This window comes from Spinactinospora alkalitolerans, assembly GCF_013408795.1.
Taxonomy (GTDB): Bacteria; Actinomycetota; Actinomycetes; order Streptosporangiales; family Streptosporangiaceae; genus Spinactinospora; species Spinactinospora alkalitolerans.
In genome coordinates this window covers 3,062,344-3,076,493 of the sequence record NZ_JACCCC010000001.1, presented here as the reverse complement: position 1 = coordinate 3,076,493, position 14,150 = coordinate 3,062,344, and the positions used below count along the sequence as shown (strand labels likewise).

Annotated in this window: 17 protein-coding genes; 10 read left to right on the top strand and 7 right to left on the bottom strand. The window is 69.0% G+C overall.

The window, feature by feature from the left end:
- Positions 1-66: 66 nt before the first annotated feature.
- Complete coding sequence (locus HDA32_RS13680; protein WP_179643549.1) at positions 67-1,329, bottom strand: sensor histidine kinase; 1,263 nt, start codon at positions 1,327-1,329, stop codon at positions 67-69.
- Between the two features lie 246 nt (positions 1,330-1,575).
- On the opposite strand from HDA32_RS13680, the gene HDA32_RS13675 reads away from it, so the two are divergent.
- Positions 1,576-2,334, top strand: a complete 759-nt coding sequence (locus HDA32_RS13675; RefSeq protein ID WP_179643548.1) for an SDR family oxidoreductase — start codon at positions 1,576-1,578, stop codon at positions 2,332-2,334.
- A 54-nt stretch (positions 2,335-2,388) separates the two neighbouring features.
- Here HDA32_RS13675 and HDA32_RS13670 read toward each other — a convergent pair whose 3' ends face one another.
- Positions 2,389-2,556: a hypothetical protein gene (locus HDA32_RS13670; RefSeq protein WP_179643547.1), complete on the bottom strand. Its 168-nt coding sequence runs from the start codon at positions 2,554-2,556 to the stop codon at positions 2,389-2,391.
- Entirely contained in the window at positions 2,547-2,738 is a 192-nt protein-coding gene (locus HDA32_RS13665) for a hypothetical protein (RefSeq protein WP_179643546.1), read from the bottom strand. The genes HDA32_RS13670 and HDA32_RS13665 overlap by 10 nt, the downstream gene beginning before the upstream one ends.
- 150 nt (positions 2,739-2,888) lie before the next feature.
- On the opposite strand from HDA32_RS13665, the gene HDA32_RS13660 reads away from it, so the two are divergent.
- Entirely contained in the window at positions 2,889-3,110 is a 222-nt protein-coding gene (locus tag HDA32_RS13660; protein ID WP_179643545.1) for a GntR family transcriptional regulator, read from the top strand.
- Here the strand turns inward: HDA32_RS13660 and HDA32_RS13655 are convergent.
- The gene (locus HDA32_RS13655; RefSeq protein ID WP_179643544.1) at positions 3,073-3,471 is read right to left on the bottom strand and encodes a MerR family transcriptional regulator; all 399 of its coding nucleotides are present in this window, start codon (positions 3,469-3,471) and stop codon (positions 3,073-3,075) included. The genes HDA32_RS13660 and HDA32_RS13655 overlap by 38 nt on opposite strands.
- 118 nt (positions 3,472-3,589) lie before the next feature.
- On the opposite strand from HDA32_RS13655, the gene HDA32_RS13650 reads away from it, so the two are divergent.
- Together HDA32_RS13650 and HDA32_RS13645 are read left to right on the top strand one after the other, a co-directional pair.
- A complete protein-coding gene (locus HDA32_RS13650; RefSeq protein WP_179643543.1) occupies positions 3,590-4,081 on the top strand; it encodes a DUF2243 domain-containing protein in 492 nt (163 codons plus the stop codon).
- Positions 4,078-4,890, top strand: a complete 813-nt coding sequence (locus tag HDA32_RS13645) for a cytochrome c oxidase assembly protein (protein ID WP_179643542.1) — start codon at positions 4,078-4,080, stop codon at positions 4,888-4,890. The genes HDA32_RS13650 and HDA32_RS13645 overlap by 4 nt, the downstream gene beginning before the upstream one ends.
- A 138-nt stretch (positions 4,891-5,028) precedes the next feature.
- Here the strand turns inward: HDA32_RS13645 and HDA32_RS13640 are convergent, their stop codons facing one another.
- The gene (locus tag HDA32_RS13640) at positions 5,029-5,616 is read right to left on the bottom strand and encodes a recombinase family protein (protein WP_179643541.1); all 588 of its coding nucleotides are present in this window, start codon (positions 5,614-5,616) and stop codon (positions 5,029-5,031) included.
- Between the two features lie 195 nt (positions 5,617-5,811).
- Positions 5,812-6,129: a hypothetical protein gene (locus HDA32_RS13635; RefSeq protein WP_179643540.1), complete on the bottom strand. Its 318-nt coding sequence runs from the start codon at positions 6,127-6,129 to the stop codon at positions 5,812-5,814.
- Positions 6,130-6,225: 96 nt separating this feature from the next.
- Between HDA32_RS13635 and HDA32_RS13630 the strand changes: the two genes are divergently transcribed.
- The 4 genes from HDA32_RS13630 (at position 6,226) to HDA32_RS13615 (ending at position 11,567) form a co-directional block, all read left to right on the top strand.
- The gene (locus HDA32_RS13630; RefSeq protein WP_179643539.1) at positions 6,226-7,392 is read left to right on the top strand and encodes an acyl-CoA dehydrogenase family protein; all 1,167 of its coding nucleotides are present in this window, start codon (positions 6,226-6,228) and stop codon (positions 7,390-7,392) included.
- Between the two features lie 28 nt (positions 7,393-7,420).
- Positions 7,421-8,944, top strand: a complete 1,524-nt coding sequence (locus HDA32_RS13625) for an acyl-CoA synthetase (protein WP_179643538.1) — start codon at positions 7,421-7,423, stop codon at positions 8,942-8,944.
- 122 nt (positions 8,945-9,066) lie between these two features.
- The gene (locus HDA32_RS13620; protein ID WP_179643537.1) at positions 9,067-10,389 is read left to right on the top strand and encodes an MFS transporter; all 1,323 of its coding nucleotides are present in this window, start codon (positions 9,067-9,069) and stop codon (positions 10,387-10,389) included.
- Complete coding sequence (locus HDA32_RS13615) at positions 10,389-11,567, top strand: MBL fold metallo-hydrolase (RefSeq protein WP_218882448.1); 1,179 nt, start codon at positions 10,389-10,391, stop codon at positions 11,565-11,567. The genes HDA32_RS13620 and HDA32_RS13615 overlap by 1 nt, the downstream gene beginning before the upstream one ends.
- A 101-nt stretch (positions 11,568-11,668) precedes the next feature.
- Here the strand turns inward: HDA32_RS13615 and HDA32_RS13610 are convergent, their stop codons facing one another.
- Positions 11,669-12,145, bottom strand: coding sequence for a MarR family winged helix-turn-helix transcriptional regulator (locus tag HDA32_RS13610; RefSeq protein ID WP_179643535.1), 477 nt, complete (start codon positions 12,143-12,145; stop codon positions 11,669-11,671).
- Between the two features lie 116 nt (positions 12,146-12,261).
- Here HDA32_RS13610 and HDA32_RS13605 point away from each other — a divergent pair, with 116 nt between their 5' ends.
- A complete protein-coding gene (locus HDA32_RS13605) occupies positions 12,262-13,173 on the top strand; it encodes an SDR family NAD(P)-dependent oxidoreductase (protein ID WP_179643533.1) in 912 nt (303 codons plus the stop codon).
- A complete protein-coding gene (locus tag HDA32_RS13600) occupies positions 13,170-14,057 on the top strand; it encodes an amidohydrolase family protein (RefSeq protein ID WP_179643531.1) in 888 nt (295 codons plus the stop codon). Before HDA32_RS13605 ends, HDA32_RS13600 begins: the two co-directional genes overlap by 4 nt.
- The last annotated feature ends 93 nt before the right edge of the window (positions 14,058-14,150 follow it).

The following is a 14,150-nucleotide window of genomic DNA, read 5'->3' as shown; positions in this document are numbered from 1 at the left end:
CGCCGTCATCGTAAACCCCTGCGCGCCCGCGCCGGCCCCCGGCCGGCGGCGCACGCCGCACCCTCGTCACGCCGGGCGGTGCGAGGCCCGCACGGACTCGGCCAGCGGCAGCGACACCGTGATGATCGTGGGCCCGCCCGCCGGGCTCATCACGTGCAGCGCGCCGTCGAAGGCCGAGAGTCTGCGTCTGATCCCCTTCAGGCCGGTGCCGTCCTCGGCCGAGGCGCCGCCCACGCCGTCGTCGCCGATCACCATGACCAGGCGGTCCTCGCCGCAGTTGATGCGCACCCAGGCCCGTTCGGCCCGGCTGTGCTTGGCGGCGTTGGTCAGCAGCTCGGCGACGGTGAAGTAGGCGGCCGACTCCACCGGGTCGGGCAGCCGGCCGGGCAGTTCGATGTCGACGGCGATGGGCATCTGCTGGGTGACCGCCAGCGCCCGCACCGCACCGTCCAGGCCGCGCTCCACCAGCACCGGCGGGTGGATGCCGCGCACCAGGTCGCGCAGTTCGGTCAGCGCCTGGCGGGTGGACTCGCGCGCCTCGGTGAGCAGCCGCTGCGCCGCCTCGGGGTCCCTGGCCAGCATCTCCTCGGCCATGCCCAGGCTCATGCCCAGCGCCACCAGCCGGGCCTGGGCGCCGTCGTGCAGGTCGCGTTCGATCCGGCGGACCTCGGAGGCCTGGGCGTCGACGGTGTCGGCGCGCGAGGTCGCCAGGTGGGCCACCCGCGCGGCCAGCAGGGAGCGGGCGGTGGGCGCCAGCAGCCAGCGGCTCATCCGCGCGTAGCCGCGCAGCGCCGGCGGCGCGCTCAGCCAGAACACCAGCAGCGAGGCCAAGCCCTGGGGGATGGTCCAATAGGTGTCGGTCTGGTCGGTGACGTGCACCAGCCCGAACCAGGCGTCGTCGCCGATGAAGCGCCAGTAGTAGGGCACGAGGAAGTCGTTGACGGCGTTGGCCAGGAACGCCGCCGGAAGCAGCACCACGGTCAGGCCGACGGTGGCGTTGAACAGCAGCCACGCCGCGTCGCGCCAGGTGGCCGGGTCGGTGAGGAGTGAGCGGACCCGGCCGGTGACGCCGTCGTGGCGCCGCGGCAGGTAGGGGGAGGGGATGGGTTCGTCCAGCCAGCGCCCCAGCATCGAGCGGTGCGCGTTGGCCAGCCCCCGCACCAGTGTGGCGGCCAGCAGCAGCAGCGGCAGGCCGATCCACACCGCCGTCAGCACGCCGGCGACCAGCATCAGCACCAGCAGCACGACACCCACCAGCGACAGCCCGGCGAAGGACAGCGACCAGCCCAGTAACCGCAGGCGTCCGGCCCGGTAGTCCTCGGCCGCCATGGTGCTCCCCTCGCTGTGGTCCGCGCCGCCGCGCCCGCGGGTGCGTCCGCGGTGCGCGGGTCCAATTCTGCTCCACCGCGTCCGCGGGTGCAGTGGTGCTATGACCACTTCCGGCCTGCGCGGGCCCGCCCCGGGAGGGGCGGGCGGGTCCGGGGCGCCGCGGTGCCATAGGCTGGCCGGTCATGCGGTGACGTCTGCGGCGCCCGGTCCCAGCGGTGCCGGCGGCCGTGGAGGGGAGGGTGTCCAATGGCGGTGCGCGAACGCGTCGCGGTGGTGACGGGCGCGGGAAGCGGGATCGGCCGCAGTGCCGCCCTGGCCCTGCTCGCCGACGGCTACGCCGTGGCGCTGGCCGGGCGGCGCGCCGACCCGCTGGCCGAGACCGTGCGGCTGGCGGGCGGGGACGGCCACCGGGCGCTGGTGGCGCCGACCGACGTCGGCGACCCCGGTGCGGTGCGCGCCCTGTTCGCCGCGGTCGCCGACCGCTTCGGCCGCGTCGACGTGCTGTTCAACAACGCCGGCGCGATGCCGCCGCCGACCCCGCTGGAGGAGGTCACCGACGAGGCCTGGCGCAGCGTCGTCGACGTCAACCTCACCGGCGCGTTCCTGTGCGCGCGGGAGGCGTTTTCGATGATGCGCGGCCAGGATCCGCAGGGCGGGCGCATCATCAACAACGGCTCGGTCTCGGCGCACGCCCCCCGGCCCGGCTCCATCGGCTACACCGCCACCAAGCACGCCGTCACCGGCCTGACCAAGTCGATCTCGCTGGAGGGCCGCCGCCACGGCATCGCCTGCGGCCAGATCGACATCGGCAACGCCGCCACCGGGCTGACCGCGAACATCGCGGCGGGCACCCTGCAGGCCGACGGCGGCCTCGCCCCGGAACCGACCTTCGACGCCGTCCACGCGGCCGAGGCCGTGCGCTACATGGCCGGCCTGCCCTTGGAGGCCAACGTCCAGTTCCTCACCATCACCGCCACCGCCATGCCCTACATCGGGCGCGGCTGAAAGAGGGGTCCCGGACCGGCTCTTCCGGCGGTCCGGGACTCATCCGTCGGCCGGTCAGTGCGTTCGGCCGTCGGTCTCCTCGACCATCCCGGCGATCCTCTCCCGAAGCTCCAAAGACGTCTCGCGGACTCGACCCAGCCAGAACTCATGATCGTCGGTCAGCGCGATCAGGTCGTCCAGGAGCTCCTTGAGCGCATCGCGTTCCTGCGGCGTCAGCTCCACCGCGACCACGCCCTCACCGCGGCGTCGTCGAGCCGCCGGGCACGTGCGGCGGTGCGGCGCGCGTCCTCGGCCCGGCGGCGCTGCTCATGGGCCAGGAGGTAGGGCCGGACCATCGATGCCTGCCGGGCGTGGCGGGGCAGGTACGGGCGTCGGGCAGGGGTGGATAGGGTTGTGGTCGTCACCGGGTCTCCTTGTGTTCGGTGGCCGTGCCCCGGGGCGGTTGCAGCCGTCGCCGGGGTCTCCTGTAATGGCAGCGTACCCAACCTGTAAACAGATATCTACTGAAGTCTGTTTCTATGCCTGCAGTTCAGCTCCTGCGTACTGTCCGGCACGTGATCGAGTTCGACGAGACAAGACCGAAGTGGCGGCAAGTCGAGGAAGTGATCCGCGGACGGATCGAATCCGGCGAGTACCCCTCAGGGCACCGGCTCTCCGAAGTGGCATTGGAAGCCGAGTTCGGCGTGTCTCGACTCACAATCCGCAAAGCCACGAAGGCGCTGCGTGAGGCCGGTCTGATCAGGACCGAGCCGGGCATGGGCTCCTTCGTCCGATGACAGCGCGGACATGACAGGCCCCCGCCAACGCTCGGTTCCAGAGCCGCCTCGCTGCGGACAGGGCCGGGTCCGGCGGGGGAGCCTCAGGCGCCGCGACCGCGAGCTTGTCGGGGGCCGGATCGGCCGCGGCCACGTCGCCGTCCAGGCAGGGCGGGAAGTGCCGCACGTCGTCGAGGGTGAGCCCTGCCGACAGCAGGTAGCGGATGTTGCGCACCCGCACCAGGGCCACCTCGTCATAGACGCGGTAGCCGCTGTCGGCGCGCCGCGACCGCAGCAGCCCCGCCTGCTCGTAGTGCCGGATCGCCCGGGCCGTCGTGCCTGCTGCGCGGCCTCGCAGGAGGAGCCGCGCCGACGGCGGCATCCGGTGCGGTGCGGGCGAGGTTTTCCTCCCTGCGCCGTGGGCAGCCGGGTGGTGACGCCGGGTGTCCGGTCGGGTACGGGTCTCCCGCCGCGGCGCGAGGAGAGGGAAGGGGGCCGCCATGGCCGCCGCGAGAGGCGACGGGGGAGGGGGCGCGCGGTTCGGCCGGTCGCTGGCCGCCGCGGCCGTGATCGGGATCGGCCTGATGGCCGCGGTCGACGAGATCGTGTTCCACCAGATCCTGGCCTGGCACCACTTCTACGACCGCTCCACCCCGGCGGTGGCGCTGCTGTCGGACGGGCTGCTGCACGCCGGTGAACTCATCGCGCTGGTCGCGGGCTTCTTCCTCTTCGCCGACCTGTGCCGGCGCCGTGCGCTGCACCGCCGGGCCGCGTGGGCGGGACTGCTGCTGGGCCTGGGCTGCTTCCAGCTCTTCGACGGCGTCATCGACCACAAGGTGCTGCGGCTGCACCAGGTCCGCTACGGCGTCGACCTGCTGCCCTATGACCTGGCGTGGAACGGCGCGGCCGTGCTCCTGCTGGTCGCCGGGGCGGCCGCGACCTGGTGGGCCCGCCGCGCCCCCGGCGCCGGCGCCACGGCCCGGCCGCGGTGAGCCCGGCCCACCACGGCGGCGCGGTCGTGGGTTGGCTGCCGGTCCTGGTCCTGCTCGCCGCCGCCCTGGTCGTCTACGCCGGCGCGGCGCGGCGCGCCCGGCGCGCGCCCCGGGGCTGGAGCGGCCTGCGCACGGCCTCCTTCGCCGCCGGCGTGGTGCTGCTGGCCGCGGCCCTGTCTCCGGCCGTTGTTCAGGGCGCCCACCACGACCCGCGCGGCCACATGCTCCAGCACCTGGTCATCGGCATGTACGCGCCGCTGGCGCTGGTCCTGGCCGCGCCGGTCACCCTGGCGCTGCGCACCATGGCGCCGGCGTGGCGGCGCCGGGCCGCCCGGCTGCTGCGCAGCAGGGCGCTGCACGTGCTCGGCCACCCGGTCACCGCCCTGCTGCTCGACATCGGCGGCCTCTACCTGGTCCACCTCACCCCCGTCTACGCGGCCATGCAGGCCTCCCCGGCGGTGCACGCCCTGGTCAACCTGCACTACTTCGCCGCCGGATACCTGTTCGCCTGGGCCGTGGCCGGCCCCGACCCCGCGCCGCGCCGCCCCGGCACACCCACCCGGCTCGCGGTCCTCTTCGCCGCTGTCGCCGCCCACTCGCTGCTGGCCAAGCTCCTCTACGCCTACCCCGGCACCTGGCCGCCGGGAGCCGACCACGCCGCGGCGATGGGCGAGGCCGCGAAGCTGATGTACTACGGCGGCGACCTGGCCGAGGTGCTGCTGGCCGTAGCCCTGTTCGCCGCCTGGTACCGGCGCCGCGGCCGCAGGTTCGCGGCGCGCCGCCCCGTCCCCGCAGCCGGGGGGCCGTGAGGCGGCGACGGTGCGCGGCGCCCGCGCGCCCGGGGCGCCGGGATCGGTGGTCGAGACGGCGGTGCCACGGCGGGACAGGATGGCCTGGGGTCTGGGGAAGAACCGGGAGAAATTGAACGCTAAGCCCTTGATCGCAGGTCAGCGTGCTTGCCTGTTCGGGTCTCGTTGCAGGGTGCGGTAGACGGTGGCCCTGCCGATCGAGAACAGCTCAGCGAGATCGTTGATGCTGTAGTCGCCGGTGCCGTGCATGCGTCGTAGTTCGGCCTGTTGCTTCTTGCTGAGCTTGGGCTGTTTACCGCACAGCTTGCCCTTCGCCTTGGCCACGGCCATGCCTTCGCGGGTGCGCATGCGCAGGAGGTCGACCTCGAACTCGGCGAACGTAGCCAGGATGTTGGAGAACATCTTGCCCATCGGGTCGGCCGGGTCGTAGATCTGCCCGCCCAGCGACAGCTTGATCCCGCGGTCCGCGAGGTCGTCGCCAATGGCGCGAGCGTCCGGCACCGAGCGGGCCAGTCGATCGAGCTTCGGCACGACGAGCGTGTCGCCGCTTCGTACCGCGGCGAGTGCTTGGTCGAGGCCGGGCCGGGCTCGTTTGGTTCCGGTCAGGCCGGGGTCGAGATACATCCGCTCGCTGCTGACGCCGAGTTCGGCCAGGCGCTGGCGTTGGGCGGTGAGGTCTTGCTCGTCGGCGGAGCAGCGCGCGTAGCCGATGATCGTCGCGCTCATGGTCGCCGACCGTACGGTTAGCCCCCGACAAATGAGAATTTCACCGGACCAGGTATCTGAGACACCGCAGGTCCAGGCCACGCCCCGTCGGACTCTGTCTCAGCGGGTGTCCGGTGGGGGTTCCCCGAACGGACGGCGGTCGACGTCAGCCTGCCCCTTGGCCAGCGTCCCCCGTCTGGCTCAGCACCTAAACCATCAGTCACACCTAACCTGCATGTTTCGCGTGGCTATGCCCACGCCTTCAGCGAGCAAGGCACGGATGGCCGCGTAGCGCTCCCGCGTTCGAGTCGCGATCCGATCTGTCCTGTCTTGTGGCTGGACAGCCGCCGCCGGCGCCGCGACGTGATTGTCTTGGCCGTGCTGGTGATCAGCATCGCTATCGGTATCAGGGTCGGCATCAGGTCCACCGCCGCACTCAAGCATTCCTGGTGTCGAGCTACCCGCGCCAACATCCTTGATACCTGCCTTGGTTGACATTATCAATGATTGCTGTTCTCCTGTGATCTGCAGCATAGGCAGATTCTGGGACGCGATGGCGCGAGCTCGACAGCCCAGACTGTCCGTGGTGTCGCCACCGGGCCATCGAGGCGCCCCGAGGAGAGGAGGGCCATGCACCCGGCCGCTCTGCACAGAACGATCTTCGACTCCGACCACGAGGTGTTCCGGGACACCGCGCGGGCGTTCGCCGAACGCGAGGTCGCCCCGCACTTGGACGCCTGGGCCCGCCAGGGCCACGTCGACCGCGAGCTCTACCGTCGTGCCGGTGAGTTGGGTCTGCTGGGCATCGGCGCCGAGGAGAAGTACAACGGTGGCGGTATCGACGATTTCCGGTTCCACGCCGTGCTCATTGAGGAGCTCTGCCGGGTGGGCGCCACCGCGGTGACCATGAGCCTCAGCGGCTTCAACGACCTCGTCGCCCCCTATCTGACCTCTCTGGCCGACAACGAGCAGAAGCGGCGCTGGCTGGCTCCGCTGTGCTCCGGCGAACTCATCGGTGCCCTGGCGATGACCGAACCCGGCGCGGGCAGTGACCTGGCGGCCCTGACCACCACGGCCGTATCGGACGGCGACGAGCTGGTGCTCAACGGGGCCAAGACCTTCGTCAGCACCGGCATGACCGCCGATGTCTTCCTCGTCGTGGCCCGCACCGACCCCGCTGCCGGCCGGCAGGGCTTCAGCATCGTGCTGGTTGAGGCCGACACCCCCGGGTTCACCCGCAGCGGCCCGCTGCACAAGGTCGGCCTGTCCGCGCAGGACACCGCCGAGCTCGTCTTCGACGACGCCCGCGTGCCCAGGGCCAACGTCCTCGGCGAAGAGAACGAGGGATTCGGTTATCTGCGGGGCAATCTGCCGCAGGAGCGGCTCAGCGTGGCGGTCACGGCGATGGCGGCGATGCGGCGCACCTTCGAGCAGGCCCTGGACCACACCCGTAACCGCACCGCTTTCGGCACGCGGATCGCCGATTTTCAGGCTAATCGCTTCTACCTCGCCGAACTGGCCACCGAGATCGAGATCGCCCAGACCTTCGTCGACCGGTGCGTTCTCGACGCCTCGCACGGAAAGCTCGACGAGGTCACCGCAGCGATGGCCAAGTGGTGGGTGACCGAACTGCAGCAGAAGGTCGTCACCCGCTGCCTGCAACTGCACGGCGGCTACGGATTCATGACCGAATACGACGTCGCCAAGGATTACCTGGACTGTCGCGGCAGCACGCTGTACGCGGGCACGACCGAGATCATGAAGGAAATCATCGGCCGCAAATTGACCCGGGAGTGATCCACCTTTCCCGCAAGGAGAACCCAGCATGCGCAACGAAGGTGTGGGGTCCTGGCCCTACCGCAGGGTCCGGCTAGCTCCGGACAAGACCGCGATCACATTCCGCGAGCAGAGCCTGACCTACACTCAGCTCGACGAGCGGGTGACACGCCTGGCCCATGCCCTGCGCGAACTCGGGGTCGGTAAGGGAGACCGGGTGGCCCTGCTGAGCAGAAACCATCCCTCCTACCTCGAGGCGCTGTTCGCCTCGGGGCTACTGGGGATGATCTTCGTCCCCCTCAACGCGCGCCTGACCACACCTGAAATCGTCTACTCCCTCCAGGACGCGGGAGTGACGGTACTGATCCACTCCGCCGAGCTGTCCGAGGTCGCAGTCACCGCCACCGAACAGGCCGGAACTCCGCAGCGCGTCGTCGTTGACGGCGAGCCCGACGACGACGCGGTGGGCTACGAGGAAATCATCGCCCGCTCGGGCACCGAGCGCCTCGACGAGCCGGTCTCGCACGACGATCCCTGCTTCATCATGTACACCTCGGGCACCACCGGACGCCCCAAGGGCGTGGTGCTCACCCACGGCAACATCGTGTTCTCGGCGATGAACGCAGTCATCGACCTGGACCTGCTCAGCGACGAGGTCTCGTTGGTGTGTGCGCCGCTGTTCCACACCGCAGCGCTGGATTTCGTCGCGCTGCCCACCCTGCTCAAGGGCGGGACCGTGTGCATCGAGGAAGGTTTCGACGCGCAGCGGGTCCTGCATGTGATCGAGCGTGCGGGCATCACCTACATGTTCGGCGCACCCACGATGTGCGACGCCCTTACCAGTCATCCGAACTGGGACGCCACGGACCTATCGTCGATCCGGCGGATGATCGTCGCCGCCGCGCCGGTCCCCCCGCGTACCCTGCACGCCTATGCCGAGCGTGGCGTCAAGCTCTGCCAGGGATACGGCCTGACCGAGACCGGACCCGGCGCGCTCGTCCTCACCCCCGGCAACGTCGAGCGGAAACTGGGCACCGCCGGTGTCCCCCACTTCTTCACCGACGTCACCCTGGTCGATCCCTCGGGTGAGCCGGTCGAACCCGGGCAGCGCGGCGAGATCCGGATCTGTGGACCTAACGTCACGAGCGGCTACTGGAACCGCCCGGATGCTACCGCCGACGCCTTCGACGAGCGGGGGTGGTTTTGTTCCGGGGATATCGGGGTGGCCGATGAGGACGGCTTCGTGGCCGTGGTCGACCGGATGAAGGACATGATCATCTCCGGTGGGGAGAACATCTACCCGGCCGAGGTGGAGGCCACGCTGCTGGACATGCCCGGAGTGGCCGGGTGCGCGGTCTTCGGCGTTTCCGACGAGAAGTGGGGTGAGGTCGGCCGCGCCGCCGTCACCCTCGACAACGGTGTCCGCCTGTCCGAACAGGACATGGTCGATTTCCTCGCCGAACGTGTCGCCAAGTACAAGATTCCCAAATCATTCTTCGTCCTCGACGAGATTCCGCGCAATGCCAGCGGCAAAATCCGCAAGCACGAACTCCGCGAACGCTACGCCGGATAACCTCGCACGCCGGCGTGTTCGGTCGTTCCTGCACGTCGTGTCCCTCGGCAACGGCCAGGCAACAGCCGTTCTTGGTATCTCCGTGCGCCCAAAAACCGTCCACCACCGACCGGGAGCCCCCTTTGACGGTCACCGACGTCGCCGGCGCCATGCCGGCCGCGCAACGCAGAAGAGAATTCCGAAGGGTCATTCTGTCGAGCTATCTCGGCAGCGCGATCGAGTTTTACGACTTCCTGCTTTATTCCACTGCCGCCTCGCTGGTGTTCGGGCCGGTGTTTTTCTCCAATCTCGCCCCGTTGGCGGCCACGGTGGCCTCTTTCGGCACCTTCGCCGCCGGCTACCTCGCCCGCCCACTCGGCGGTGTGGTTTTTGGCCACTTCGGTGACCGCCTCGGACGCAAACGGATGCTGGTCGTGTCGATGACCGTCATGGGCACGGCCTCCTTTCTCATCGGCCTCATCCCGCCGGCTGCGGTCATCGGGTCCTGGGGTGCGGTCATTCTGGTGCTGCTGCGGATCTGTCAGGGCATCGCCGTCGGTGGCGAATGGGGCGGTGCCGCACTGATGTCGCTGGAACACGCGGACAAAAAGCGGCGCGGGTTCGCCGCTTCGTTCACCAACGCAGGTGCCCCCACCGGCGCGGTGCTGGGCACCATGATGATGGGCCTGTTCTCCGCACTGCCCCGGGAAGAGTTCCTGGCTTGGGGCTGGCGCATCCCGTTCCTGTTCTCCGCGCTGCTGCTGGTCCTCGGTCTGTTCGTGCGCTCGCGGGTGTCGGAAAGCCCGCTGTTCCAAGCCGCGATGGAGCAGTCGGGCGAGAAGAAGCCGTCCGTGCCGATCCTGCAGGTGCTGCGCAGGCCGAAAAACCTTGTGCTGACAGCCTTCGGCAGCAGCGCCATGTTCGCCCTCCAGGTCATGCTGGCGACGTTTGCGATGACCTATGCCGTGGAGCAGGGTTCCGGGCAGCAAACGGTGCTGTTCTGCTTCGCCTTGAGCTCCGTCACCCAGATCTTCACGGTCATCGCTTGTGGTCGGCTGTCGGACATCGTGGGGCGACGCCCGGTCATGATCAGCGGAATCGTGCTTTTCGTGGCTCTGTTGTACCCGATGCTGCAGTGGTGGGCTTCGAGCAGCGTGCTGCTGATCTTCCTGGCTTTCTTGCTCGGCAAGACCACCTTGGGGCTGGTGTACGGCCCGATGGCGGCCTTCATCTCCGAACAGTTTGGCACCACGGCCCGCTACACCGGTGCCTCCCTGGGCTATCAGCTCGCGACACTGCTCGGTGCGGGTCTGACCCCGATGATCCTCACCTCGCTGTACGCCGCCACCGGCCGCGACGTCATGTCGGTGGTGTGGTTCCTGGCCGCGGTGGGGCTAATCAGCACGGTGGCCATCCTGCTCACCCGCGAAAGCAAGGGCACCGAACTCACCCAGGAAAACTTCTGATGGCCGGGTCGCTCGGTCCGGCGCGGATCGGACCGGAAAGGTGGAACATGGGCGCGAAGTCACGGATGAGTCGGCGCGCGATGCTGCGCGGGTCGATCACCGCGGGGACCGCCACGGCAATGTCGGTCGCGGCGGGTGCCCCTGCATCGGCAGCCGATCCGTCGCCGCCTCACCCGATCGGAGCGCATACCAGAGTGGTGCTGCTCGGCACCGCTGGTGGGCCTTTTCCAGCCCGGGGTCGTAGCGGGATCGCCTCAGCGGTGGTCGTCGGCGATCGGACCTACCTGGTGGACGCGGGCCATGCAGCCACTCACCAACTGTTCCGGTCCGGGCTGCCATACGACTCGGTGCGGGGCGTGTTCGTAACGCACCTGCATTCGGATCACATCGCTGACCTGTACAACCTGATCTGGCTGAACTGGGCACCGCGGCAACCGGAGGACACCGCCCACACTGTGGAGGTGTTCGGTCCCGGCAGGGCGGGTGGGCTGCCGGACAGCGGCTCGGAGTCCCCGACCCCCACGGTCGCGCCGGAGAACCCGACGCCGGGCACCGTCGACTACTTCACCGGCGCGATCGCGGCCACTGCTTACGATGTCAACGAGCGCATGCGCGACACAGAGCGTCGCGACATTCGCCAGGCGTTCAGCGCCCACGACATCACCGTGCCGGAAGTCGGTGCCGGCCATGCCGGACCGTTCGCCCCACCGATGGAGCCGTGGATGGTCCACTCCGACGAGGTTGTCACGGTGAGCGCCATCCTGGTGGACCACCGGCCGGTGTACCCGGCGTTCGCGTTTCGCTTCGACACCGCCGAAGGGTCGGTGGTGTTCAGCGGAGACACCGCACGCTGCGACAACATCGTCCGTCTGGCCCGTGGCGCCGATGTGTTGGTGCACGAGGTCATCGACCTCGACTACTACGCCGATCAGAACATGCCGCCGAAAAAGAGGGAGCATCTGCGCAAGTCGCACACCGGCGTCGACGAGGTCGGTGAGCTGGCCGCGACTTCCGGAGTGCGCACTCTCGTCCTCGATCACCTGGTGCCTGCGGACGTGACCGCGGTCTCCGACTGGGAATGGAAACGCAAGGCACAACGAGGATTCGGCGGCGAGGTCATAGTCGGACGGGATCTGATGGAGATCGCGCTCGGTGCGCGGGTACCACCACACCGTTGAGCCCGCTGCCGATGAGCCTCACCACACCGGTGAAGGCAGCCCTCCAACCATCACGGCCCGGCCACGGAGCCAGGGCACCTGACGCCGCAACGGTGTGTCCGTCACTCCCCCGCTGTCGAGGGTTCGGCTGTCTGCGCGGTGGATGTTCCGTCGGGGAAGGCGATCTGTTGCAGCAGGCGCCGCAGCCGGTCGAGATCGCTCTGGGAGATGCGGGCGAAGTAGCCGATGTGGGCCTGTTCCACCTGCTGCTGGGCCTCGCCGCGGAGCCGGTGGCCCTGCTCGGTGTTGACGATGAGCTTGTTGCGGCGGTCGGCCGGGTCCGGGGTTCGGGTGACCAACCCCCGGCTTTCCAGATCGTCGACCAGAGCCACGATCTGGCTGGGGTCCAGCCCCATGGTGGCGGCCAGGCGCCGCTGCGTCACCCCGCCACCGTCCTCGCCCACGAGGTCCAGCACCGAGTAGGAACGAACCCGCAGGCCCAGTGGGGCCAGCGCCTCACTGGCGGACCGGGCCAGCACACCACTGGCACGGGACAACAGGAAACCGAGGTCTTCGGTCAGCGGCTGATTCGCATGCATCGGAGGTCCTCCCGTTCGTACCGCGAACACTCTACCATCTATCAACGATTGACTTTATCAATTATATGTGTTTTTATCTGTTCTCAGTAAGCGGACACGAGCAGCGGGGAGTTCCCATGGATCTCAGCAACAAAGTCGCGATCGTCACCGGCAGCGGCCGGGGACTCGGCCTGGCCTACGCGCAGCAGCTGGCTCGCTGTGGCGCCTCGGTGGTGGTCAACGACGTCAACGCCGAAACCGCCGAGACCGCCGTCGCCTCGATCACCGCCGAAGGCGGCAAGGCCCACGCCGTCGTCGGCGCCGTGGGCAGCACCGAAACCGCCCAGGCCCTGGTCGACGGCGCGGTCGAGGCCTTCGGACGGCTGGACATCCTCGTGACCAACGCGGGCGTCCTGCGCGACAAGGTCATGTGGAAGATGAGCGACGAGGACTTCGACCAGGTCCTCAACGTCCACATGCGCGGCACCTTCACCTGCGTGCGCGCCGCGGTGATCAGGATGCGCGAACAGGGCGCGGGCGGCCGCATCATCTGCATCGGCTCGCCGGCCGGCCAGCGCGGCAACTTCGGCCAGACCAACTACTCCGGCGCCAAGGCCGGCATCGTGGGCATGGTTCGCACCTGGGCCATGGAACTGCAGCGCGCGGGCATCACAGCCAACGCGGTCGTTCCGGTCGCGGCCACCGCGATGACCGAGACCGTGCCGTTCCTCAAGCCCTACGTCGAGGCCATGCACAACGGCGAGGAACTGCCCGCCTTCGCCCGCCGTGAGCTCGGCTTCGGCAGCCCGCAGGACGCGGCCGGCATCGTGGCCTACCTCGCCGGCGATGAGGCCGCTGAGATCACCGGACAGGCCGTTGCGGTCGGCGGGGACCGCCTGGCGCTGTGGTCGCACCCCGACATGACCGCCACCGCCTACCACGACGGCGGCTGGGACCCCGACGCGATCGCTGGGGAATGGCCGGTCACCTTCGCCGAGCACCTCGAATCGGTCGGCGAGAAGCTCCCCGAGAAGGCAACCGCACAATGAGCCGCTACCGCTACGGCATCGACGTCGAGGCCATCACCGCGCTCGACGTCCATACCCACGTCGAAATCGACGGCTGCGGACACAAGTCGCTGGATGACGACCTGATCGCGGCCTCGGAGAAGTACTTCAAGTCCAGTCAGGAACGCACCCCGAGCATCGACACGATGGCCGAGCACTACCGCGAGCGCAACATGGCCGCGATCGTGTTCACCGTCGACGCCGGCTCCGCCACCGGTCACCCGGTCAACTCCGTCGAGGAGGTCGCCGAGAAAGCCGCCCAGCACAACGACGTGCTCATCCCGTTCGGCTCCGTGGATCCCTGGCAGGGCAAAGTCGCCGTCAAACGGATGTGCACGCTGGTCGACGAATACGGGGTCAAGGGATTCAAGTTCCACCCCAGCCTGCAGGGGTTCGAACCCAACGACCGCGACTTCTACCCGCTCTACGAGGCCATGGCCGAATGCGGCGTGCCCGCCCTGTTCCACACCGGGCAGACCGGGATCGGTGCCGGGCTGCCCGGCGGGCACGGCATCAAGCTGCGCTACTCCGACCCGATGCTGCTCGACGACATCGCCGCCGACTTCCCCGAGCTGACCATCATCATGGCGCACCCCTCGGTGCCCTGGCAGGACGCCGCCATCTCCATCGCCTCGCACAAGCCCAACGTCTACATCGACCTCTCCGGCTGGTCACCGAAGTACTTCCCGCCGCAACTGGTGCAGGCCGCCAACTCGTTTCTGCGGCACAAAGTCCTGTTCGGCTCGGACTTTCCCGTGTTCCACCCCGACCGCTGGATGCGCGACTCCGACAAACTCGAGATCAAGGACGAAGTCCGCCCACTGATCTTCAAGGACAACGCGCTGAAGGTCCTGGGCCTGCGGTAACGAAACCTTCCGGTCTTTTTCACACCACCGATGCATGGAGGCACTGTGTCCGTCGACGCCGCCATCGAACTCGAAGGCAGCGAACGCCCCGCC